This window comes from Bacteroidia bacterium, assembly GCA_033391075.1.
Classification (GTDB): Bacteria; Bacteroidota; Bacteroidia; order J057; family J057; genus JAWPMV01.
On sequence record JAWPMV010000001.1, the window covers coordinates 3,812,575 to 3,837,475 of the forward strand.

20 protein-coding genes are annotated in these 24,901 nt (G+C 43.6%); 15 read left to right on the plus strand and 5 right to left on the minus strand.

All coding sequences use genetic code 11. From position 1 onward, the window contains the following. Positions 1 to 44 precede the first annotated feature (44 nt). A complete protein-coding gene (locus R8P61_15295) occupies positions 45 to 971 on the minus strand; it encodes a CPBP family intramembrane glutamic endopeptidase (protein ID MDW3648430.1) in 927 nt (308 codons plus the stop codon). 143 nt (positions 972 to 1,114) lie between these two features. Between R8P61_15295 and R8P61_15300 the strand changes: the two genes are divergently transcribed. After that, the gene (locus R8P61_15300; protein ID MDW3648431.1) at positions 1,115 to 2,056 is read left to right on the plus strand and encodes a metallophosphoesterase; all 942 of its coding nucleotides are present in this window, start codon (positions 1,115 to 1,117) and stop codon (positions 2,054 to 2,056) included. Continuing rightward, positions 2,057 to 3,370, plus strand: a complete 1,314-nt coding sequence (locus tag R8P61_15305) for a S41 family peptidase (protein MDW3648432.1) — start codon at positions 2,057 to 2,059, stop codon at positions 3,368 to 3,370. Here the strand turns inward: R8P61_15305 and R8P61_15310 are convergent. Beyond that, complete coding sequence (locus R8P61_15310; GenBank protein MDW3648433.1) at positions 3,350 to 3,913, minus strand: SRPBCC family protein; 564 nt, start codon at positions 3,911 to 3,913, stop codon at positions 3,350 to 3,352. The genes R8P61_15305 and R8P61_15310 overlap by 21 nt on opposite strands. Positions 3,914 to 4,052: 139 nt before the next feature. Between R8P61_15310 and R8P61_15315 the strand changes: the two genes are divergently transcribed. Continuing rightward, positions 4,053 to 4,352 (plus strand): hypothetical protein, encoded by a 300-nt coding sequence (locus R8P61_15315; GenBank protein ID MDW3648434.1) that lies wholly within the window; start codon positions 4,053 to 4,055, stop codon positions 4,350 to 4,352. A gap of 268 nt (positions 4,353 to 4,620) precedes the next feature. On the opposite strand, the gene R8P61_15320 is transcribed toward R8P61_15315, so the two are convergent. After that, a complete protein-coding gene (locus tag R8P61_15320; GenBank protein ID MDW3648435.1) occupies positions 4,621 to 6,396 on the minus strand; it encodes a sulfatase-like hydrolase/transferase in 1,776 nt (591 codons plus the stop codon). Positions 6,397 to 6,528: 132 nt separating this feature from the next. Between R8P61_15320 and R8P61_15325 the strand changes: the two genes are divergently transcribed. The 12 genes from R8P61_15325 to R8P61_15380 all read left to right on the plus strand — a co-directional run bounded on the left by R8P61_15325 (position 6,529) and on the right by R8P61_15380 (position 23,418). Beyond that, entirely contained in the window at positions 6,529 to 7,638 is a 1,110-nt protein-coding gene (locus R8P61_15325; GenBank protein ID MDW3648436.1) for a helix-turn-helix domain-containing protein, read from the plus strand. Positions 7,639 to 7,754: 116 nt separating this feature from the next. After that, positions 7,755 to 9,023, plus strand: a complete 1,269-nt coding sequence (locus R8P61_15330) for an erythromycin esterase family protein (GenBank protein MDW3648437.1) — start codon at positions 7,755 to 7,757, stop codon at positions 9,021 to 9,023. Positions 9,024 to 9,098: 75 nt separating this feature from the next. Continuing rightward, a complete protein-coding gene (locus tag R8P61_15335; protein ID MDW3648438.1) occupies positions 9,099 to 10,559 on the plus strand; it encodes a serine hydrolase domain-containing protein in 1,461 nt (486 codons plus the stop codon). Positions 10,560 to 10,646: 87 nt separating this feature from the next. After that, positions 10,647 to 11,249, plus strand: coding sequence for a short chain dehydrogenase (locus R8P61_15340; protein ID MDW3648439.1), 603 nt, complete (start codon positions 10,647 to 10,649; stop codon positions 11,247 to 11,249). Positions 11,250 to 11,692: 443 nt separating this feature from the next. Continuing rightward, entirely contained in the window at positions 11,693 to 13,348 is a 1,656-nt protein-coding gene (locus R8P61_15345; protein ID MDW3648440.1) for a sodium:alanine symporter family protein, read from the plus strand. 90 nt (positions 13,349 to 13,438) lie between these two features. Next, positions 13,439 to 13,828 (plus strand): VOC family protein, encoded by a 390-nt coding sequence (locus R8P61_15350; protein MDW3648441.1) that lies wholly within the window; start codon positions 13,439 to 13,441, stop codon positions 13,826 to 13,828. A gap of 151 nt (positions 13,829 to 13,979) precedes the next feature. Then, positions 13,980 to 15,869, plus strand: coding sequence for a glycoside hydrolase family 13 protein (locus tag R8P61_15355; protein ID MDW3648442.1), 1,890 nt, complete (start codon positions 13,980 to 13,982; stop codon positions 15,867 to 15,869). Positions 15,870 to 16,191: 322 nt separating this feature from the next. Continuing rightward, positions 16,192 to 16,938 carry an SDR family NAD(P)-dependent oxidoreductase gene (locus R8P61_15360; protein MDW3648443.1) on the plus strand — a complete coding sequence of 249 codons (747 nt, stop codon included), beginning with the start codon at positions 16,192 to 16,194 and terminating at the stop codon, positions 16,936 to 16,938. A 405-nt stretch (positions 16,939 to 17,343) separates the two neighbouring features. After that, complete coding sequence (locus tag R8P61_15365) at positions 17,344 to 18,243, plus strand: hypothetical protein (protein MDW3648444.1); 900 nt, start codon at positions 17,344 to 17,346, stop codon at positions 18,241 to 18,243. Positions 18,244 to 18,921: 678 nt separating this feature from the next. Continuing rightward, entirely contained in the window at positions 18,922 to 19,725 is an 804-nt protein-coding gene (locus R8P61_15370) for a sensor histidine kinase (protein MDW3648445.1), read from the plus strand. Next, entirely contained in the window at positions 19,706 to 20,080 is a 375-nt protein-coding gene (locus tag R8P61_15375) for a response regulator transcription factor (GenBank protein MDW3648446.1), read from the plus strand. Before R8P61_15370 ends, R8P61_15375 begins: the two co-directional genes overlap by 20 nt. Positions 20,081 to 20,307: 227 nt before the next feature. Beyond that, on the plus strand, positions 20,308 to 23,418 hold the full coding sequence (locus R8P61_15380) for a glycosyl hydrolase (protein MDW3648447.1): 3,111 nt from the start codon (positions 20,308 to 20,310) through the stop codon (positions 23,416 to 23,418). A 50-nt stretch (positions 23,419 to 23,468) separates the two neighbouring features. On the opposite strand, the gene R8P61_15385 is transcribed toward R8P61_15380, so the two are convergent. Then, the gene (locus R8P61_15385; GenBank protein ID MDW3648448.1) at positions 23,469 to 24,026 is read right to left on the minus strand and encodes a Uma2 family endonuclease; all 558 of its coding nucleotides are present in this window, start codon (positions 24,024 to 24,026) and stop codon (positions 23,469 to 23,471) included. A gap of 220 nt (positions 24,027 to 24,246) precedes the next feature. Further along, entirely contained in the window at positions 24,247 to 24,894 is a 648-nt protein-coding gene (locus R8P61_15390; protein ID MDW3648449.1) for a hypothetical protein, read from the minus strand. Positions 24,895 to 24,901 lie beyond the last annotated feature (7 nt).

Consider the following 24,901-nt stretch of genomic DNA (forward strand, 5'->3'; position numbering starts at 1 on the left):
TCTGCTAATAGGTCCGGGCTTCCTTTTTCGGTCCGGACCTTTTTTTAATGGAGCCAGGCAAAAAACTCCATAAGTAGGGCAATGCCCGCATGAAGCAAGACACCGCCCCAGATATTTTCCGTTCGTAAGGCAAGCACGCCCAATATATATCCTCCGAATATTGAGGAAAAGGCTTCGAGGAAGGGTTTACCAAAATGAAGAGCCGCATAGGTACAAACCATAGGCAATACTACCTCAGGTCCCAGCAGGCGCACAAAACTATAGATGAGAAATCCCCGAAAGAAAAATTCTATTGAAAGGTAATTGAATCCATAGGCGCTCTCAAAGATCAAAACAGCCAGCCACTCAGGGATTGCGGTTTCCTTGATAAATCGAGCGGAACCACTTTTAGCATAGAGGGGATAGTAATTCTGAAACTGCTCGGCGAAACTTGCAAGACCGATAATTACCAACATAATCGCCAGCAGTGGGAAATACATTTTGAAACTTTCCCATTTGAACTTCATCCCATAAAAGGAATTGAGATGTTGTCGATCCTTTGGCCAAAAGATCAATAGAGGAATAAAAAACAGAATCAATCGATTGAATCGCCTCAAAACCCGCCAGACAAAGCGGCATCCATCCATTTCCAGCCATTGGCAAAAGGCTCCCTCTAACGCAATGGCCCGATACAGACCTAGTGCTACAAAAGCGATTATCACCTTTAACCAAAACTCTCTTTTCCGCAAAAAATCAGCTTTCTTAACTTTTGAGATACAAAAGGCTGCAAACAAAAAGGGAAAAAGCAGAAAAGTCGTATAGGCCAATGCCCGAGCCGGATAGTTTCTGATCGTATCAATGTATTGGTCCTCAAAATCCAGGCTGTAATTGAAGCTAAAAATCACCAATAAAAATATGGCGATAGGTAGGTATAGTTGCCAACGAAACTGTTCTTTACTATAGTTCCAAACATGAAGAAATAGCGGCTTCATAGATCGATCAATTCAGCCCAAACATACATATATGTATTTCCTATTCAAATATTAAAATAAAGAAGCCTATATTTAGTCTGATTCAGAAATGCTGCTGTCCTCATGCACAGGCCCAAATTATAAGAAAGTTGAGATGAGTTGATATGCAAAACACCTTCGACAATTCTGCCTCCTTTGGTCTTTCCTATGCGCTCAACCGCAGGAAATTCCTAAAACTGTCTGCTATGTATAGCACTAGTCTTTTGGTTGTACCTGCCTTAGCCTGCAGACCTTCCAAAGAGAGATTGAGATTTGGTTTACTGGCTGACTCTCATTATGCCCGAAAAGAGAATTGGAAAAATCGCCGTTATGATCAGTCACTGGCCAAAACGGAGGAAGCGGTACGGATCATGAATGAAGAAAAGGTTGACTTTCTTTTGCATCTGGGCGATTTCAAAGACGAGGGCAATACTCCTAATCGTGAAGAAACCCTGGGATTTTTGGACGAGATCGAATCCGTTTTTCAAGGCTTCAAAGGACCTACTTTTCATGCAATCGGAAATCATGATGTAGACAGCATTACCAAAGCGGATTTTCTTCAACATATAGAGAATACAGGGATTGCCAGAGATAAAAGCTATTACTCTTTTGATCAAAATGGTTTTCACTGTGTGGTCCTGGATGCCAATTACCACAAAGATGGCAGGGATCAGTTTTATGCTGAGGGAGCGGACTGGCAAGATCCCAATATTCCTCAAACACAATTGGATTGGCTGAAAGCGGATTTGGAAAAAACAAACTTGCCCACACTCGTTTTTTGCCATCATCCCCTTTATGAATTTCGGCGAAACGACAATCAATACCACGTAAATAATTTTGCGGAGGTTCAGCAAATCATGGAAAAGTCCCAGAAAGTCATGGTCGTCTTTCAGGGGCATGTGCATGCAGAAGAACACAGCAAGATCAATGGGATTCACTACATCACCCAATTAGCCATGGTGGATTATGAAGGTCTGGAAAACAATAGTTTTTCCATTGTAGAAATCAAGGATCATCAGATTCGCATAGATGGTTTCAAGCGAGTTTCCGATCAGCTCATAGAGTAAATGCCTGAACGCAAACTATCCATAGCAGAACGAATTCTGGGGCTCTCAAAAATATGGAAGGAGGCCAATTATAATTTCGCGTATTTTGATCAGGTTCCGGATTTGGATTGGGAAGCAGCTTATCAGGACTTTATCCCTAAAGTCATAGAAGCTGAGGATTTGTATGAATATTATCGTTTGCTCCAACAGTTTACTGCGCTTCTGGAAGACGCACATAGCAGTGTCTATTTCCCTCCACATATAGGCAAAAGCATCACATCTCTTCCCTTTCATATCGAAGCAATCGGAGGTAAATTTCATATAGTAAATGTTGCCAAAGGCTTAGCAGATAAACTTCCTCTTTTCGCCGAAGTGAAAAGTATAAACGGGAAAGCGACTTTAGCGTACCTGGAGGAAGAAGTTCTGCCCTATACTGCTGCATCTGCTCCTCATAGTAGACTTTATTGGGCGACTCAGGATTTGTTGAAAGGAAGGATAGGAGAAAAGATTGAGCTAGCCTATGAGCATGAGGGAATGACCGGGAAGTGGGAAGGCATACAAGAAGCAAAAGAATCGAGGGATTGGATAAGAAGTCCATTTAAAAAAGCTCAGGATGTAAGTTGCGATTTCACCGAAGAAGGAATTGCGCATCTACAGATCAATAATTTTAATAGCGAAGCAGTTTTAGAGTCTTTTCGCAAACTGCTTCCCCTACTCTATGCTGCCAATGCCATCCTCCTGGACCTTCGTTTCAATCTGGGAGGAAATAGCCAGATTGCGAGAGAAATCCTCAAATATTTCACAGATGCTCAGCTCATTCCTAAGGTACAAGGCAGTAGCCGCAAACATTTGCCCAGCCACAAAGCTTTAGGATCTTTCCTCGCCTTTCAACCCAATTCCGATTGGAAGCCTACAGAAGCCGATCAGGTATTGTTTATGAAGTATTATCAGGGCAGGGTTTGGGAATTGGAAGAGAATCGTCCCTACCTCAATGATCAGGAGGCTCCGAAAATCTTGTTTCCTATGCTTGTTTTGACAAGTCCCGATACGGCCTCTTCCAGTGAGGACTTTCTGGTTTCTTTTCAAGGTCTGAATAGAGGCAAATTGATGGGGAGTAAAACTTGTGGAAGTACAGGAGCAGCAGTCTTTTTAAAACTCCCCGGAGAAGGTATAGCAAGGATTTGTGCCCGAAAATGTAGCTATCCGGATTCCCGTGAATTTGTGGGCTATGGCATAGAACCGGATATTCCTGTCGAACTCACGCTTGAAGATTGGAAGCAGGGGGATATAGTAAAGGAAAAGGGAATTTCTTTTCTAAAAGACCTTATTCTTTAAGAAGTTGTGGGGGAAAGTTGGGCCTGGTGGATGTCCTATCATTCTCTTCTCTTCTTCATTTTCTGCCCGCTGCCGCAATACTTCCAGTTTAATACTTTTTTCTCCTCTGTGCATGGCCCATTCATGATTGAATTCGAAAATAGGTTTCAGGATAAAGGAAAAGTTTCTGAACAAAGGCTTTTCTGCCTTTATTCGCCAATCATAATGAACCTCGCAATATTTTGATCCACTTTTCTGCCGGATGTTCCATACACCTTTGCCTTCCAAATCCCCAAAAGCTTCGAGTTCCAATCGCTGAGGAAAAACCTTACGAGTAGAGCGAAAACTCCATTTAATGGTATAGGGGAGAAATCCTTTGGTAAAGACATTGACCAGCTGTTTCATCCCATCTACCGGCCCCTCTTCGATCACCTCCACATCCAGATAAACCGACGGCCACCAACGACTGAGTTGGCTGGGTTTATTGAGGATATTAAAAATTTCCTCTTCTGTGGCTTCTAATAGCCAATAGGTATTGAAGTGATAATCATTGGATTTGGGCATGTTTCAAGGGTTTTTTCCCAATATACGAGAATAGTAGAAGGAGCGGATTTCAACTTTTTTAAAAAAAATTAAAAAAACATAAGTACAAAAAGAAAGCTCAGGTCTTATCCTTATGAAAACAGTATAAATATCAGCTAATATGAAAAATCTGATCCTTCTCTCCAGCTTCCTCTTACTCTTCCTCACCTGGAAGGCTATGGGGGTCCAGGAGCTGGAAGGAAGATCAGAAAGAGCCACGACCCACTTAGGTCCCGATTACAACAACAAACCACAGGATAACTCGATAGCAATTCTAGCCCGCTCATCATTTAATAAACCTAACAAACAAGACGCAAGTAGAACACCCCTTATGGACGCTTTCACTGATGGGGTCCAAACTCCTGAGACCTGGAATAACTGGAAACAGGAGATTCATCAGCTTTTAAAGAAAGCGCCATAAGCTGTGTTCCAGCTTATAATCTCGACGACGTGTACATAAAGGACCTCATTTGAGGTCCTTTTTTTGTGTAAAAAAAGAAGTGTTTGGGTGTTAGCGTGTTAGGGTGTTGAGTTGGGATGCTCTTCTACCTTCTCCTACAGCATGTCATTGCGAGGGAACCGAAGCAATCCCCTTGACTACAAATAATTATTAGGTTTCAAGGAGATTGCTTCGCCTGTAGTACAGGCTCGCAATGACAGCTTAGCTGGGGTTTCTTTGGGGTTTCCTTTTACTCAACTACCACCATCCGATAAACTTGCCCTCCTTCAAATCCCATTTGCAACATATAATGGCCTGGAATCAATCCCGCTACGGAAATCTCTGAGGTGAATTGCTCTCCATTTAAAAGCGTTCGCCCCTGCAAATCCAACAAACGGTAGAACAGGAATTTCGATTCATTTTCTCCCACATCCAGCTTAAGGAGGTCTTTTGCGGGATTGGGATATACCAAAATCGCATCATGGCTCAGTAACTCATTGATAGAAGTAGTCAAAGAATAAGGATCGCTCCCATTATTGAATTCATCGATATTGCTAATGCCATCATTATCGGGATCGTCATTAGGGCCGTAAGTATAGGTGAGTAGATTGATAAATTCCCAGCTATCATCCAGTCCATCATCATCTACATCATTGCCTGTGCCGGAGAAATTGGGATGTGAAGGATCGAGGGAAGGCATACGTGCGCCTACATCTCGTAGGTGATTACGGAGTTTTACCCGAAGGTCATATTCATTGGCGGGCAATGAAGCCGAAAGGTCATTGGACTCACTTATATCATTGGCGAGATCGTAGAGGTAGAAATTTCCGGTCTCGTACTCTGCGATCATTTTATAGTCTCCTTCCACAATGGTCGAACGTGGAGTCTTTGCCGGATTGTTTTCATAGTGTGGAGAATGAAAATAAATAGGCTTGGCTGGATTAGGAGTACCTCCCAGCAGTGAAGCGGAAAAATCTTTCCCATCAGTAAGAGCAGGTAAGGCCTGAGTTGAACCACTAAGACTCGCAAGGGTAGGAAAAAGATCATACAGGACTATGGCTTCATCATTTCGGCTATCTGCAGGAATATTAGGACCCTTTATGATGAAGGGAACTCGAATACCTCCTTCAAATATGAACGTCTTTCCTCTGCTCAAAGGAGTATTGGAAGACTGGCCTGCAGAAGCTCCATTATCTGAGGTGAAAATCACATAGGTATTTCCATCAAGGCCGAGATTTGTCAATTCCTGCAAGAGCATACCAATACCCGTATCCAAATCCTCCGTCATAGCTGCGTATTCAGGATTTGTATGGGTGCTACCGGCTGCCCGACTGCTGGGATCATTATAAAGATCTATCGTAGCCTGCTGGGCCTCTATCCCCGTATGTACCGCGTAGTGGGAAAGTTGCACATAAAAAGGCACGCCATCGTTTTTGGCAGTCTGGATAAAGTTGATGGCTTTATTGGTAAGTTCAAAAATGCGTTTGGGATCGCTCTGGGCAACAGTACTCCCTGTATCTCCATCTCCATTGCTGGTACTTCCATCGCTGTCATCAAATCCATGAGCATTAGGACCTCCATTGCTCAGATGCCATTTGCCATAATGCGCTGTACGATAATTAAGTCCCGTATTCTTCAACCATTCAGCAAAGGTTGTATCCGCTGTCTTGATTTCTGAATCATTGGATGCAGGCACCAATAATTCTCCTGTTGTCAAACCGTTTCCTGTCGTAGTAGTCTTGGTTCTGGCGGTAGTCTTTCCCGTCAGTAAACTGGCTCGGGTAGGTGCACATTTAGGTGCAGGTGCATAGGCCTGAGGAAAGATCATTCCATCCTGTGCCAGTGCTTCCAGATTGGGGGTATAATAAAAATCACTTTTAGTGGCCGGATCATTGGCAAGCATTTGTACAGAGGTCCCGGTCCAACCTAAATCATCTGCAAGGATGACCACAAAGTTATTCTGCCCTGGCAATAGGTTTACCCAGGATAAGGCGATAAATAAAAAGCTGAAGTAAATTTTAGACATAGATTATTCCCTGAATGAAGTATTTTAGAAGCTTGGAAAGGATACTTTATATAGGTTTAGACTATTTTCCTAAGAAAATCCTTCCCCACTCCAAGAGAATGTCAACTTAAAGAGGAGAAGCAGATATCCAAAATGAATCTTCAGTATAATCTTTTCAATGTACTCATTCTTTTAGGTGCGATTCAGGGCCTTATCCTGTGCATATATTTACTCTTTTTTAGCAAATCACCCAGATCCACAAAGACAGCCTTTGTACTTTTCCTCTTTTCTCTTGCTTACATTAACCTCTACTATGCCTTATTAGACATAGATTTTTTTGCCATTTTCCGGCCTTTGCATATCCTTCCTATTCCGGCCAAATGGCTGTTGGGACCAGGCATTTATATCTATGTAAAATCATTAGTTCAAGCAGATAGAGGCTTAAAACAAAAAGACTGGCTCTTGTTTTTGCCTGCATTTCTCATCAATCTTCCCTATTATTATTGGTTTGCGATAGCCTGGAAAGAAGGGAGCTACCGCATCGTACGTGTGGTCATTGAAACGGATTTTTTTCGCTACAATGAGGTCTTTTCTATTCTATTCAATCTGTTCATCCTGCTTTATTTGCTTGCCTGGATAGATAACCAAAGAAAGCTCCATTCCTTTACTACCAAATCCTCCCGAAGATTCGGCATCCTTAACAGCATCCTGTTGATTTGCTTGCTCATTTTTTGCCTGAATCTGGAACTGGTCGCTATCGATCTTCTTGCCCATGATGGCAAGGAAACCCGTCGATGGTATTATAGTCTCTGGATCCTCCACACCTTATTCATCTATGGAATTGGTTTTCTTGGATTTTCTAAAGCCGAGGCATTACTTCAGCCTATGAAAATGCAGGCAAATGAGGATGAAAACTCAGATTTATTAAATGCTTTGGACCTCTTGATGAAAGAGGAAAAACTTTTCAGAAATCCTGAACTTCGAATTGCAGAAATCGCCATGAAGTTGGAAAGCAGTCCGCGAGAATTATCCCGACAAATCAATTCCGCCCTCCACTGCAATTTTTCTACCTATGTAAACCGATATCGCATTCAGGAAGTCAAAGAAAAACTCCTCTCAGAAGCCTTCGAAAAATATACCCTTCAGCATCTGGCCCATGAAGCAGGTTTCAAATCCAAATCCTCCTTCCATGAGAGTTTCAAGGCTGAAACCGGCATGACTCCCTCTGCATTTAGGAAAAAAGCCATAAAAGGCAGGAATTAGGATGGTCTAGCCCTTTTTGAAATAAGTACGGATTTCTGAATAGCGGACAATTCAAGGGTAAATTTCCTATACTTTCTGCCGTAGAGCTTCGAATATTGGAGAAAAAGCAAAAGATTATGAACAAGTATTTTTTATTTCTCCTACTTACATTTTCCCTTCCATTTTCATATGCCCAGGACAAATCATGGCTTGAAAATGAGGTACATCAAATCAACTCTATAGATGAGGAAGACTATGAGGATCTGAGTTTCCTTAAAGAAGAGTTGAAAGGAAAGCGCATTGTCCAATTGGGCGAAAGTTCCCACGGCATTGGAGACTACTATCACCTCAAAAGTCGCCTGGTCAAATACCTGCATCAGGAGCTGGGCTATGAAGTCCTGGCGATGGAAGGAGGCTTTGGGGATATCAATCTCGCCAATGTGGATAGAGATGCTTTGGATGCAAAGACCTTGATGCAAAAAACCCTCTTCGGCAATTTTCAGAATGAAGGCATGTTGGCTGCTTATCAATACCTCAAGCAGGTTTCGAATAGCGATAGACCGCTGGAATTAGCCGGTTTCGACTGCCAATCTTCCTCCTCCTATTTTCCAACATTTATGGGCAAGCTTCTGAAGGAATATGATCCACAATTGGCAGAGCGATTTGGAGAAGAATTCAAAAGTTCCTTTAGCCTTTATCATGAAACGAAAGACAGCGCAAAAATCATGAAAAGCATTCGGCAAAATGCGGGCTTGTATACAGCAATTCGAACTTTCCTTCAAGAACATAAAAGCGAGATAAAAAAGAGTTATCCTGATCATCCCCAGCTCATCCCTATTCTACTTCAAAGTCTGGATAGCTTTGAGGCCTATTGGGACTTTAGTTTTCACGACCTCAGCATCTTCAAGAATAGCAATATCCGGGATGAATTGATGGCGAAAAACCTCATCTGGCTGGCCGAGCATGTTTATCCACATAAAAAAATTATCCTTTGGGCACACAATGGACATGTTCAAAAAGGAGAAGCCAGTTGGACCAATCCTGATGGAGTAAAACCCCGATTGCAAGGAGAACTCCTCGATAAATATTTTGGAAATGAGAATTATGTAATCGGTATTTTTTCTATTCGGGGAGAAACTTACCAGCACTGGACTCAATCCTACATTTCCTTTGATCATCGGGACAAGGATCATTTAGCAGAATACAAGTTCAAAGACTTAGCAGGTCAAATTCATTATCTCCCTCTTTCTCAGATCAGCAAAACCAAAGCAAATAAATGGCTCTTCAAACCTATAACAGTCTACCAGGTAGAGACAGGAGGTGAATTCCAGGTTGATCCCTGGGTAGAATTGTATGATGCTGTCATCGTACTGGATAAGGTAAAACGCCCCAAATATTTCCATTAATCGACCAAAGCTGAAACTTTCGCTGGCGCATAGCGAACAATCACATAGACCTTAACACCCTAACAATTAGTTCAAATGCGCATACAACAACTACTATTAATTAGCCTGACCATTCTTTTATGGTCCTGTAAAGCCGAAGTTCAGGAAAAAGATTATTCAGAGGCCATCCAGTATATGGAAAACAAACTTCTGGGTGGTGTTGTCATCGAAGGAGAAGAACCAAAACGCTTCACCCTCGAGGAAAGAATGAACGAATTCAAAGTTCCGGGAATTAGCATTGCTTTTTTTGAGGAAGGAGAGATCAAGTGGGCGAAAGCCTACGGATATGCAGATAAAGAGGGGGCAAGAAACGTGAATGTAAATACCTTATTCCAGGCTGCCTCCATTAGCAAGCCTGTAGCGGCCTCAGCAGCCCTAACGCTAGTCCAAGAAGGCATATTGGATCTGGATACGGATGTAAATAGCTATCTGGATGGATGGCAAATAGAGGAGAATAAGTTTACGGAAAATGAAAAAGCCAGCCTCAGAAGACTAGTCTCCCACAATGCGGGTCTGACCGTACATGGATTCAGAGGATATGCTAAAGGAGAAGCTGTACCCTCTACCCTTCAGATACTGGCCGGAGAAAAACCTGCCAATTCACCCAAAATATTTCCCGACACCTTACCGGGAGCCATCTATCGATATTCGGGAGGAGGATATACGGTTATGCAAAAATTCATGGAAGACCAGACTGGAGAAAGTTTTGCAGATTTATTAAAAGAAAGGGTCCTGGATAAAACCGGCATGAAAAATAGTACCTATCGACAGCCCTTACCGAAAGAAATGCATCCAATAGCAGCTCATGGATACAGAGCCAATGGAGAAAAAGTGGAAGGCGATTGGCATACCTATCCCGAGCAAGCAGCAGCCGGGCTTTGGACCACTCCTTCAGATCTGGCTCACTTTGCGATCAGTGTCCAAAATGCCTATCAAGGAAGTACTTCAGAATTCATCAGTCCGGAAACCGCTAAAGAGATGCTAACCGCTCAAGCCAAAAATCATGGCTTGGGACCTGGTCTTACCATTCATGGAGATACCCTTTGGTTTGGACATGGAGGAGCCAATGAAGGATTCCGCTGTCAGCTTTTCGCCAATGTAAATCCCTTCAATTATCAGGGAGTCGCCATCATGACCAATAGCGATCAGGGCAGTGCCGTAGCATTCGAAATGCTCCTGGCCTTATCCGAATATTATGGATGGGACATTGTGAAGCCCAGAAGAAGGAAAGCCATTTCTATTGATAAAGAAGCTTTACAGAAGTTCATCGGGCATTATTTCTACCAAGAGGAATATCAGATGGATATTTATATGGGAGAAAATGGGCACCTCCAGATGCACCAAATCTGGGACGATCAGACCATAGAATTAAGGGCTACAGAGGAATTAAAATTTTTCGAAGTCACCACAGGCATTTACCTCGATTTTATCATGTCTGAGGATGGTAAGATCACGCAGGTTGAATCAAATGGGTTCACCGCTAAAAAAACAGAATAATACGGCCAGGCTCTTTTGAGCAGAAGAAAAATTCTTTAGACTTGTAGGTGAGGATAATAATCTTCACCTACATTTTTATTCAAGCATATGAAAATCTTAATCATTGGCGGAAAGGGTACTATCGGAAAAAGAGTGGTCGCTGCCCTGGAGTCGGAGCACGAACTTATCATCGGTGGGAGGAAAAATGCAGATGTGGAAGTAGACATTGCTGACAGTTCATCTATCGAAGCTATGTACAAGCAAGTCGGCAAAGTAGATGCTGTTATCTGTATAGGCGGAGAGGCGAAATGGGCAAAAATGAAAGACCTTAGTGAAGAAGATTATTATATAGGGATTCGTTCCAAGCTTATGGGACAGGTAAATCTCGTCAGACAGGGAGTACAAAACCTCAATCCTAATGGATCTTTCATATTGTCTACGGGTATTCTGGCGGATGATCCCGTACCCATGACGAGCAGTGCTGCCATGGTCAATGGAGCGATCCATAGTTTCGCCCAGGCCGCTGCCTTAGAACTGGAAGAGGGCAAACGCCTCAATGTGGTTTCTCTGGGTTTAGTTGCTGATTCTGCCGATAAGTACAAAGATTACTTTCCGGGCCATAATCCGGTTCCGATGGATGAGGCGGTGAATGCATACATCAAGGCTTTACGAGGTCGTATGAATGGGCAGATCATTCGTCATTATAGATAATTTCTTTTGAGATTTGTATACTTTTTTAGGTAGATGTTCATACTTTTTTTAGAAAAAAGTATGGCAAAAAAGCGCAGAGCCCAAAGCCAGCCGCAATGCCGCCCCGTCTCCCTATGGGCTCTGCAGGGCCAGCGCTCTTGGGTAGAGGGCTGGGTAGGGCTGGGAAGATTTAGCATATTCCTACCCTAACACCCTAACACTTTTCCCCTTCCTACCGAGGCGCTTAGGATTGCGGGCTGCTTTAAAATCTTGCCGGTTTTTGGGTACCTTTTTTCCGCAAAAAAGGTACGGAAGATCAAAAAAACAGAACCTAAATAAAGTAAGGCAACCTTAGCATTCCTGAGATCAAACAAAAAGGAGAAAAGTCTGATTTTTGCCCCTTAATCCTCCTCTATGTATATTCAACGATTCATTGAACAACAATCTAAGCTACTATAACTAACATGGAATTTCTAGAAATCATTCGAGTCGCGATTAATGACGCACTGGAATACCCGCTCCTGGTCATGCTGCTGGGTACGGGTATTTTTCTTACCGTGCGTTTGGGTTTTATCCAGTTTCGCCGTTTAGGACATGGCATCGCAGTTACTCGCGGAAAATATGACGACCCCAATGATCCCGGGGACGTAACTCACTTTCAGGCCCTAACCACAGCCCTTTCTGCTACCGTAGGTATCGGGAATATTGCAGGGGTGGCCATCGCCATTCATTGGGGAGGACCCGGAGCTGTATTTTGGATGTGGATGACGGCCCTTTTGGGTATGGCAACCAAGTTTACCGAGGTTACCCTGGCCCAGAATTTCCGGGAAGTTGAGAACTCTGATAACAAATTAGTGGGAACCGTATCCGGTGGCCCTATGTACTATATCGAAAGAGGTCTTGGAAAGAAATGGAAGCCTCTGGCTATGTTTGTAGCATTTGCCCTGGGTTTGACCGCTTTCTTTACCGGAAATGCTGTTCAGGCAAATACGGTTTCGGACCTCATGTCTGCAGAATTCGGAGTTCCCGTTTGGATCACAGGTCTGGTAACTATGGCACTTGTGGGTACGGTAATCTTCGGAGGTATCTCTCGGATTGGTAAAGTAACCGGAATTTTGGCTCCTGCCATGGCGGGTATCTATGTATTGGGAGGATTGATCATCATCATCATGAACTTCTCAGGAGTTATTCCTGCATTTACTTCCATTTTCACTGAAGCCTTTAACCCAACCGCTGGAGTAGCTGGGGTCGGAATCGGTGTATTTATCCAAACCATGCTTTGGGGGGTAAAACGAGGACTTTTCTCCAATGAAGCGGGTCAGGGTTCAGCGCCTATTGCTCACTCTGCTGCAAAAACTGACGAACCAGTATCCGAAGGGGTTGTTGCCCTATTGGAGCCTTTCATCGATACCATCATCATCTGTTCGATTACCGCTCTGGTAATTCTAACCACAGGGGTTTGGAACAAAACTACTCCTACACAGATTGTCATGGACTCCGGGGACATTAGCTATGTAGCAGCTGATGCCAAGGGCTATGAAGGTCTGGAAGCTCCCGCAGAAATCCTCATTGAAGATGGAAATTTTGCAGAAGGAAGCTCAATCCTGATGGCCTGGCATGAAGCGCCCATCGAAAAATTCTTCCTGGATGAAGAAATGAATCAGCCTTTTAGCGGAAAATTGGTTCCGGGCGAAGCATCAGCAGTTGCCAGTGATGGAAGTAAGCATGAAGCCCTGTATGGATTGGCATTTGAAAATGCTGCACCCCTCACAGCTCTTGCCTTCTCTCAGGAACTGGGAAGTATTGGTAATTATATCGTTATCCTCTGTGTATTCCTCTTTGGTATTTCTACAGCCATTTCCTGGAGTTACTACGGAGACCGTTGTGCTAACTACCTATTCGGACAAAAAGCTATAATCCCATACAAAGCCCTCTTCCTCGGCATGCACTTCATTGGAGCCGTAGCTTCTCTGAATGTTATCTGGGATTGGGGAGATACAGCGCTTTCATTGGTAACCATCCCCAACGTATTCGCGCTCTTGCTGCTATCAGGTACGGTAAAGAAACTTACCGACGACTACTTTGATAATAAGCCTTATTTGAAGCATAAGAAGGATTAAGAAGAATGTGTTATAGTTTTGTAGTGTTATAGTTAGTTCCTTATTTAGGCACTACAAAACTATAACACTACAACACTTAAACACTGTCCTATGAAAATCGAACACCTCGCCATCTGGGTAAAGGAGCTAGAAACTATGCGAGCCTTTTACGAAAAATACCTGGGTGCCACGGCCGGGGATAAGTATCATAATCCCACAAAAAATTTCACCTCCTACTTCCTTTCCTTTGCTGAAGGAAGCCGCCTGGAACTCATGCACAAGCCTGAGATTCCCGATTTGATGAATGCACATGAAACCCAACACATAGGTTTCATTCATTTCGCCATGTCTGTAGGCAGCAAGGAAAAGGTAGACAGCCTGACCGAAGAATTGAGGAAAGATGGCTATGTCATCGAAGGAGAGGCCCGAACCACCGGAGACGGTTATTACGAAAGCCTCATCCTCGATCCCGAAAATAACCGAATAGAGCTAACTGTATAGAACCTACAAGGAGTCTCCTACTCATCTGTAGGCGCGCCGGAGATGAAACGAGCAATTAGGGGACGGAATGTGCGTTGGCCTTCTCTGCTCGTTTCGATTTTTTACTCCACTTTTTTCTAAAAAAAGTGGAAAAACTCCCAAAATCCCTTTAATGAAAAAAGCACTGCTTCTACTAATAACTGCAAGCTTAATCAGCGCTTGTGAAGCCCCAAAATCAGAACCTTTAGTTGAACCCGACATTAGTGCTGTCCCTACTTGGGCAAAAGAAGCCATCTGGTACCAAATCTTTGTAGAACGCTTTCGAAACGGCGATCCTTCCAATGATCCCACAGCAGCTGATATCGTACAGGCCTATCCGGATTCCATTCCGGCAGATTGGCAGACCACACCCTGGTCCTGGGATTGGTATAAGCCTGATCCCTATTTCGCACATTTGGCTGCATACCAAAATAACTTCGGAAGCAAAGCACAGCTTCGCCGTTATGGAGGAGACTTGCAAGGGGTTCTGGATCAATTGGATTATTTGGAGGAATTGGGCATCAATGCCCTCTATTTTAATCCCCTGAACGATGGGCCTTCTTTACATAAATACGACCCGCGTACCTATCGACATTTGGATAGAAATTTTGGTCCTGATCCGAAAGGAGATATAGAGATAGCAGCAAGTGAAGACCCTGCTGATCCCCAGACTTGGAAGTGGACAAGTGCTGACCAACTCTTTTTGAAGATTGTAGAAGAAGCACACAAAAGAGGCATTAGGATCATTCTGGATTATAGCTGGAATCATACAGGCCGAGATTTCTGGGCCTTGCATGATGTACGGGAGAAAGGGGAAGCTAGTCCTTTTAAGGATTGGTATTCCATTCTGTCCTACGATGACCCTGCTACTGAGGAAAATGAATTCCAATATGAATATTGGTCTGGGGCCAAAACCCTGCCTGTATTGAAAAAGGATACGGTAGGCGAATTTAGGGGCTTGCCCTTTGAGGGGAATTTGAGTTCTGAATCCTTAAAAGCGCACATATTTGCCGTTACAGAGCGCTGGCTTGATCCTAATGGCGATGGAAATCCCGAAGATGGAATAGATGGCTTTCGATTGGATGTGGCCGCAGAAGTGCCCCTGGGCTTTTGGCGGGAGTATAGAAAAGTAGTGAAAAGCGTGAATCCGGAAGCCTATTTGGTGGGAGAAGTCTGGTGGGATAAATGGCCGGATAAACTTATGGATCCAAGGCCCTTTCTAGAAGGAGACGTTTTTGACGCCATCATGAATTATCGCTGGTATCGCAAGACAAGAGGTTATCTATCCAAAGGAAAACCTGTGTTGAGTGCGGAGGAATATGTCAAAGAAATCGACAGCATCAATCATGGCATAGGCGAGCAATACACCTATGCCATGATGAATGTAGCAGCCAGTCATGATTCCCCTCGCCTACTCACTTCTCTGGCCAATAAGAACAAATACAAATACCACGCAAATCCCAGCGAGGACAAGAACTACCTCATATCCAAACCGGATGCAGAGACGGATAAAATTCACCGCATGCTTTTGCTCCAACAATTCAGCTATCCGGGTGCACCGCACATTTGGAATGGCGACGAACTCGGGATGTGGGGCAGCGATGATCCCAATTGCCGCAAACCCATCATTTGGCCCGATTTAGAATTCGAGGATGAAGTATATCATCAGGAATTAGGCTTAGAACGACCTCGAGATGAGGTCATAGCAAATCTTGATCTTTTGGCCTATTATCAAAGCCTTAGCAAAATGAGAAAGGAGCATAAAGTCCTATCTCATGGCAGCTTCGACTTCGTCTACGCCAATGACAAAACAGATTGCCTGGTGTATAGAAGAAGCTGGGAGGGCGAAAATATATATGCGGTATTCAATCCTTCAAAAGATGATCAGGAAATAACTTTTGCCGTTTTGGAAGATGGCAGTTATCAGGATATGTTAAATAAAAGCAGGAGTTTCCCGAGCAATGAAAAACAGCTAATGGTAAAGATAGCTGCGCAATCTGGGATGGCTTTGAAGCTTGAATAAGTCATCTCGAAGCTTGGCAGTGAGTTGGCATAAGGGCTGAGAGATCGTGTATTTCAAAAAGCGTCTAAAATACAAGATCCCTCGGCGCGCCAGAGCCTATTCTCTAACAATCCTCGGGATGACAGGCTGTATTGGAAGAAGGAATGATTTATTCTTAATCTTGTGGAGACGATAGCAATCGTCGCATTCGGGAGATTATATAAATGATATGCGCGCTGGGGATGAAACGAAAACTCAGCGGATGGACAGTGGGATGGCTCGGTTTTTTCGTTTCGATTTTGCGCCACTTTTCTAAAAAGTGGCAATGAAATTTAAAAACATAATGAAAACAAAAGGACATAAAATCATCATAACAGGCGCCACTCGCGGCATAGGCCGCTCCCTCATGGCCCGCTTCCACAGCCTCGGAAATCAAATCGTAGCTGTAGCCCGAAACAAAGAACTCCTGCATAAGCTAGAAGCAGAATTCGAAGACATCAGCTGCATTGCCTGCGATTTATCAAAACCAGAAGAAGTTGAAGCGCTCATCAAAAACCTTCAAGAAAATCACAGCGACAGCAACATCCTTATCAACAATGCCGGCATACAAGTCGGCTTCACCAATGGCGAACGCTTTTCCGATAAACCCGAAAGGCTTTCCGAAATCGCCGATGAGATCCAAGTCAACTTCTCCACCCCCATTACTTTGTCCCAACAACTCATTCCCCTTCTTCTTCAAAATCCCGATCCCGTACTGGTCAATGTAAGTTCAGCCCTGGCCTTTGTTCCCAAGAAATCAGCTCCTGTTTACTGCGCTACAAAAGCCGGCCTCCACAACTTCACCAAAGCCCTTCGCTACCAATATGAAGATACCGCTCTCAAAATCTTTGAGATCATTCCTCCCCTCATCAAAACCGACATGACCAAAGGCCGTTGGGGAGATGCACCAACGCCCGACGATCTAAGCAATCAATTTTTCAAAGCCTTCGAAAAGGATCAATACGAGGTGAATATTGGAGTCGCAGGAAAACTGCGTTTGCTGCACAGGATTTTCCCTAAACGGGCGGAGAATAAGTTGAAGCATTCTTAAAACCACCACACAGTGTCACCAAAAGCGAAGTCGAAGGGTCTCATTTGAAATCTCCCATTCTCCTATCTCCTCCTAATTCGTCACTTTCAGCCTAGGCAGAAGAAATGGGAGAGTAAATAAGGGGGAACTAGATGCTTCGACTAGCTCAGCATGACAGTTCTAGTCTAAGCACCATGCAGGGGATAGCAGTCGCCCGCTGCAACCTACGGTTTCCCTAGTAAAACCTAACGGTTTTCCGTAGGTGTCCGAAATCACACAATCTATCTTTTCGACTGATAATCAGCATATTACAACCAATGCCCTAAACATGTATTGAGTAAACGAATTTTCCCTTTAGCAGAAATATTCTATATCTTGATTTAAAACAAACACGCAATACTATTTTTTTAACCTAATTCGAATACTATGAAAGCTTATGCCCTTGTTGTTCTAAGTTTACTGATTTTGTTCAGTTTTGCTTGTGAAGAAAAGAAGCAACCGCAAGACCCGGATCCACCACAACCTATTGCGAACTGCGATTGGGATTCTGAAATCTCGAATGAAACAGCCAAGGAAATTCAAAAAAATTGGAGTAAGAAATGGGATTTTCCCGCTTCATCCCCTTATGCCCAATACAACGGTACAGTACCCGATAGCTTTTTTATAAACAGTTTCGCCTTGCAAACTTTGGCAATCGCCCACTGTGGTTTCAGAGTTTATTATGGACTAACAGAAAAAGGAGACATGAGATCGATGTGCCTCGTTATTACGGCCATAAATGATCATATGGGTGATATTCTGGACGGTGAAAAACGAATACTTTTTACCAATATTACCCAAACGGAGATTAGAGGAGATACGGTAATTACTCCTGTAAAATACATCGGCCTCGACGAAGCCAAGAGGTACACAAGTAATTGGCGTTGCTATAATGGAGTCAGTAGAGAAAATGATGAAATAGGCAATGTCAAGTGCGATGTTGATCGGGTGATGCCTGCGCGAGGAAGGTACAAGGAGAATAAACCTCAATTAATTCCTTTAGGGAATGCCTTTGATTCTGATTCTGTATTTATCCATATAGAAGAAAGCGGTATGCCACCCAATGCTTATGTTTTTTATAACTCTTTGTACAAATACGATGATAAAAACAAAAAAGGCTTACGACAGGACCTATATATCAGAGGTTATGGCAGAACGATAGCAAAAGGAACGAATTCTTTTGGTCCGATAGAAATTGTAGGGGTTGGACCAGGTGGAGAAGCGATTGACATTACGGGAGGATGTCCAAATCAGTGTAATATCGAAGACGCTTTACAAGCCGACTAATTTGTAATAGCAATCTGATGTAACAAAAAGATTTGAAGCATTTGATATGCAAATCATATTTAAATACAGTCAATTTATCATTTTACTTCCTTTCATTATTGGATTAGTAAATAAGAGCTATAACAATATTGAAAGGAAGTATCTCTTTTCTGCTATTATTCTAGGGATTATAGCAGAAATATTAATGGTTGCAGCTATTTATTTATGGAGGAATAATATGCCTGTAGTCCATATTTACACTGTAATAGAATTTATTTTTCTAGCATCAGTATTCTACAATGGACAACTTAAAATTTTAAATTCTAAACAGTATAAGTTGTTAATACTTGCATTCATTTTTCTATCAATATTCAACACTATTTTTTTTCAAGGAATCTGGATGTGGAATTCAAATATCAGGAGTTTAGAGGGAGCTATATTGATTTCCTTATCGTTACTATACTTTTTCACTCTCATTAAAAAGCTGACAATTCCATCCCCTGCAAGAACTTTCCAATTTTGGTTTTCCATTGCTGTTTTATTCTATTTCTCAGGGAATTTATTAATTTTCATTTACTCAAATCACTTGACCGAGCTAGGAATCCAATCGGATGATAGCAGAATTCTTGAAGAACAAATCAGGGTTATAAGCTTTATCCTCAATATTTTCTTATATATTTTCTATTCCATAGCCTTTCTATGCAAGGAACAGAAGCCCTTCCCCAAATCTTCCTTGTCAGCACCCTGATCATGCTGACTTTGGTAGGATTCATCATCTTCTTTGTGCTGGTGTACCAAAGGAGGCTGATGCGGCAGCGTTTTGATATGCTGGAAAAGGAAGCTGAGCACCAACAGAAGCTTCTTTCGGCTACCATAGAAACCCAGGAAATCGAACGCCAGCGCATTGCCCGCGATCTTCACGATGAGATCGGGGCCATGCTCTCTGCTGTCAAGATGAACCTCAGTCTGGCCAGCCGTAAGACCGAAGAACCCAAAAAACTCAGCCCTTTACTGGATGAAACCAGTGATATGCTCAAGGACAGCATCCAGCAAGTCAGGCATATTTCTCATGCCTTACTCCCGCCCCTTTTGGATAAATTTGGCCTGGTAGCAGCCCTGAAAAGCATGGTCGCCAAAGCCCAACAGGAAGAAGGCCCTCAATTGCTCTTCAAGATCAAAGGAGAAGAAGTTCGCCTGGAAGCTCAAAAGGAATTAGGGCTCTATCGAGTCGCCCTGGAGTTCATCAACAATGCGATCAAACATGCCGAGGCCCGACAAATCCGCCTGCATCTGCAATACGAGGAAGACAAAATCAGCCTCGAAATTAAAGATGATGGCAAAGGCTTCGACCTGGAAGGCAAAAAGAAAGAAGCCAAAGGACTCGGCCTCCGAAATATCGAAAGTCGCATCAAAGCTATTGGGGGAGACTATGACTTTCAAAGTGCTCCCGGACAAGGCACCCAACTTTCAATAGAACTCACTCATGAAAATAGCTCTCGTTGACGACCACGCCCTCTACCGCAAAGGAATCGCTGCTTTATTGGAAGACATCGCAGATGCAAATCTCATCTTCGAAGCAGAAAACGGACAAGACTTATTGGACAAACTTCAACACCAGCAAGCCGAACTCATCCTTCTCGATCTGGAAATGCCCATCCTGGACGGCATCGCAACTTTACCTAAAATCAAAAGCAGCTATCCCGATTGCAAAGTCGCCATCATCTCCCTACATGCCGATGAAGGTCTTCTCTTCCAGCTCAAAGAGTTAGGCGCTAATGGCTTTATTCAAAAAGATGCGGATTATGAGGTCTGGGAAGAGGCGATTGAACGTTTGCGCACTGAAGGGACTTATTTTTGAGCCATTTCAACCCCTTCCCGCAAGCCCTAACAGACTCCCAAAAAAAATCACATCCAGGCGGCGACGGGGCCTCGCTGCTGCATCGGGTGCGGGGGCCGGACCGTGCGTTGGCTTTGCAGCAGCTTGATTTTTTGCTTCTTTTTCATCTAAGGAAAAAGAAGACAAGCCACTAAGACGAAATAAAAAACATTTTCCTTTATCTTTATTCAAAAAGAAACACCCAACACATGCTACTACAAAGAATCATCCTCATACTAGGAGTATGCCTGCTCCTTTCCCCAATAAAATCACAGGCACAAAAAAATAATGAATCTGATAATGGCATCGATGCCCGTTTCTTCGAAAAAATGGAGTGGCGCAATATCGGTCCCAATCGCGGCGGACGTTCGCTAGGAGCTTCAGGAAGTCCGGGCCGCAAAAACGAATACTATTTCGGAGCTACCGGAGGAGGACTCTGGAAAACCATTGATGGAGGCACTAATTGGTTCCCCGTTACCGATGGACAAGTGACCAGCTCATCCGTTGGAGCCGTGGCAGTTGCAGAAACCAATCCGGATGTCGTTTATATCGGCATGGGAGAAGTTCAGCTAAGAGGAAGCATCACCCAGGGAGATGGGGTCTACAAAACCACGGATGGAGGAAAGACATGGCGCCACTTAGGCCTCAAAGAAACCCAGGCGGTATCTCGCATTCGCATTCATCCTACCAATCCCGATATCGTCTACGTAGCTGCTTTAGGGCATCCCTATGGAGACAATGAAGAAAGAGGCGTTTTTCGATCTACGGATGGAGGGAATAGCTGGGAAAAAGTACTGTACGTGAGTGATAAGGCAGGTGCTGTTGACCTCATCATCGATCGCACCAATCCCAAAGTTCTCTATGCCTCCACCTGGCAGGTCTATCGCAAAGCCTGGAAAATGTGGGGCGGAGGTCCGGATTGTAAATTGTGGAAGTCTGTGGACGGTGGAGATAACTGGATCGATTTGACCCAAAATCCCGGCATGCCAGAAGGCCCTATTGGAAAGATCGGAGTTACCGTTTCCCCAGCTGATCCCAATCGCGTCTGGGCCATAGTTGAAGCCAATGAAGGCGGAGTTTTTCGTTCGGATGATGGAGGATGGACCTGGACGCGCACCAATAGCGAAAGAAAACTCAGGCAAAGAGCCTTCTACTATTCTCGTATCTATGCTGATCCCTGGGACAAAGAAACGGTTTACTGTTTGAATACCGGCTTCTATAAATCAACAGATGGAGGCGTAAATTTCGACCAAACCATCCGAGTTCCTCATGGAGATAATCATGACCTCTGGATCGACCCCAATGATCCTATGCGCATGGTCAATAGCAATGATGGGGGCGGCAATGTTTCTATCAATGGCGGAAAAACCTGGACGGAGCAGGATTATATTACGACCCAGCTTTATCATGTCATGACCACCAGCGATGTTCCCTACCATGTTGCGGGAGCACAGCAAGACAATAGTACGGTAGCCGTTCCCTCTGATGGCTGGGGGCACAGACAAGCCCGTGGACCCAATCATGGCTGGTATTATCCTGTAGGTGGGGGAGAAAGTGGCTGGATCAGTCAACATCCGACAAAGCCCGACATTTTCTATGCAGGAAGTCAGGGCGCACTTTTGACCCGCTATGACCGCAGCAATGGACAGACACGCGACATACAGGTATATCCGCGTTTCTTTTCTGGCGAACCCGCCTCTGCCCTACCCGAACGCTGGCAATGGACCTTCCCCATCATGTTTGCCCATCAGGACCCCAATGTGATGTACACCTGTTCGCAGCATGTTTGGAAAACCACCAATGACGGTCAGAGTTGGGAGAAGATCAGTCCAGACCTGACCTATGCAGATCCTTCTACTTTAGGAAAAACAGGTGGGATTATTACCATGGATATGAATGGTCCGGAGATTTATGCAACGGTCTTTGCATTGGCTCCTTCCTATCACGACATCAATACCATTTGGGCCGGTTCGGATGATGGTAAAGTGCATATTACCCGTAATGGAGGAAAGAAATGGACAGACATTACCCCTCCCGATCTTCCCAAGTTTTCTCGCATCAGCATCATAGACGAATCTCGCCACAATCCGGGTACCCTTTATCTGGCAGCCAATCGCTATCAGGTGGATGATCGTGAGCCCTATGTGTTCAGGACGACGGATTACGGAAAGACCTGGACCAAAATTATCAATGGGATCAAAGCCGGTCATTTTGCCAGAGCGGTTCGAGAAGATCATATTCGTCCCGGCTTATTGTTTCTGGCAACCGAACATGGAGTTTATGTATCTCAGGATGCAGGAGATCATTGGCAACCCATTCAGCTCAACTTACCCGATACACCGATTCGCGACCTGGTTATCAAAGACAATGATGTCGTACTGGGTTCTCATGGGCGAGGATTTTGGATTTTGGATGAAATCGGTCCGCTTAGAGAATACAAGAAAGAAATGCTGGAGGAGAAATTGGTTGTTTTTGAGCCCAGAGATGCCATTCGTGGGATCAATACAGCTGATATTCAATACTATTTAGGAGAAGAGGTTGATCAGGTCTTGGTTGAGGTATTGGATGCAAAGGGAAATTTGATCGATAGCTTTGAAGGTACTGAAGCCAAATATACAGTCGATCCAAATATTCCCTGGTGGAGAAGAGGCGGTTCAAGTAAACCTACTACCGCAGCAGGTATGAATAGCTTTAGTTGGGATTTACGGTATAAAGGGGCCAGTAGCTTTGATGGCATGATCATTTGGAGCGCCAGACCCACTCGTGGTCCCAAGGCTCCTTTGGGTAAGTATCAGGTCAGGATCACTGTGGGAGAGGAATCTCAAACGAAATCTTTTTCCATTAACATGAATCCTAATTTGAAAGGGATAACAGAAGCAGATTTACAGGAGCAATTTGAACTGGCTTCAAACATTCGGGACAAAACAACAGAAGCCAATGATGCGGTAATTCAAATCAGAAAAATTCGTGCACAAATCGAGGAAAGAATTTCGGCTATGGAAGATAAAGCTTTCGGAGAAATGGCAGAAAAGCTCTTGAAAACGATGCAAAATATTGAAGAGGATCTTTATCAGACCAAAAACCAAAGTGGACAAGATCCCCTCAATTTCCCCATCCGCCTGAACAATCGACTGGCTTCCCTGAGAAGAAGTATGGAAAATGGAGATGCTAAACCTACGGATGGAGCCTATCAGGTCTTTGATGAATTGTCCAAAGAATTGGCGGGACATCTGGATAAGCTGAAAGCAAATCTGGATAGTGATTTACCCAAACTAAATGAGATATTGAAGGCGAAGGGAATGGAGGAGATTGAACGATAAAATAATTTGATAAAATGGGGCAGATGATCATCTGCCCCTACAATTTTTAATTAGCTTAGAATATCTGATACGAGTATTTCCAGATCAAAGCCTTGAATTCTCAAAACATCAACATGCTTTTTGAGGTCTTTTGTGGAATAGTTTCCATCCTTCGGATTTGTATAAACTTCAATCTGCCCATTTTCCAAATCAACAATCCAGCAAACTGGAATATTTGCTAACGCATAATTTGGAAGTTTTAGTTGCTGATCATATTCAAGCGAACTGTCAGCGACTTCAATTATTAGAATGATATCCTCAGGACCAGGATGGCTATCCGTATAATCATCTGCTCGAAATTTAAGAATAGCAATATCAGGTTCAGGCTCCGAAAAATCATTCAGTTTGACTGGATCTTGGACACTAATAATCACCTCATTTTCAGGTAACTTATTCAGAATCCTGTTAATCCGCTTTACGTGTCCAGCATGCTTACTTCCGATTGGGCTTATGGTGAAAATCTCTCCCTGGATTAATTCCACACGATCCTCTCTCTTCAGAATACCTACCTCGGACATGAGGTGATATTCCTCCACATTAATCAATCTTCTAGCATGAAATAAAGCCATATCAATCAGATTATCCTTTACGAGATACTAAATTAAGCTAGATGAAAGAGGAAGGGTTTTTAACATAAGACCCCAATCATCCGCTCTATGTCAACATAGAGATAAGTTCAAGTTCAAGTTCAAGTTCAAGTTCAAGTTCAAGTTCAAGTTCAAGTGGATGTACTGATACAAACTCTTCCCCTATTCCAGAACACAAGAATACCAGAACACCAGAAAACTCCTATTCCACTCTCTCATAAGCCGCATAAAACCAGGTCTTTGGCGTTAGCTCTGGATCATCCTCCCCATAGTATCCCCAACCCACAATGAAATAGGTATTGGCCTTAATTTCCTCATAGAAATACTCCACTTTGGTAGGCTCTCTCAAATCACGGCCCCAGATAATTGTACTATCTGCCGGCACCATGCCCTGATGAATTACCTGCTCGTCGGGCTTATTCACCACACAGAGGATTTGGCTGTCCTCCACTTTATTATAGCCCGTACTTTCGACGACATTGACCTCCCCATTTCCATCGGTGTAAGTATCGGTAATCTTGACAGTTTGGTAAAAAGGAGAAGTAGATTCATATGCTTGCTCGACATCAATGCGAAGCGATTCTTCCAGCCCCATTCCATCCAGCAAAGCTTTACTGATCTCCCGAGGTTGGGCCTTTCCTTTTTGCTGACCATTGGGATCATTATAGACGATGAATTGCCCCTTCCACTTACCGTTCCAGGGAGCGAAAACATCCGCGAATTCCTCCTTAGTACTCATTTTTTGCTCAATGAGGGGCTTTTTTTCTTCCATAACCTTCTTTTTGGTCTGATTCTGCGTTTGACAGGAAATCAAGAGAATCAGCGAAAGAATAGACAGATAGGTTTTCATTATTTCA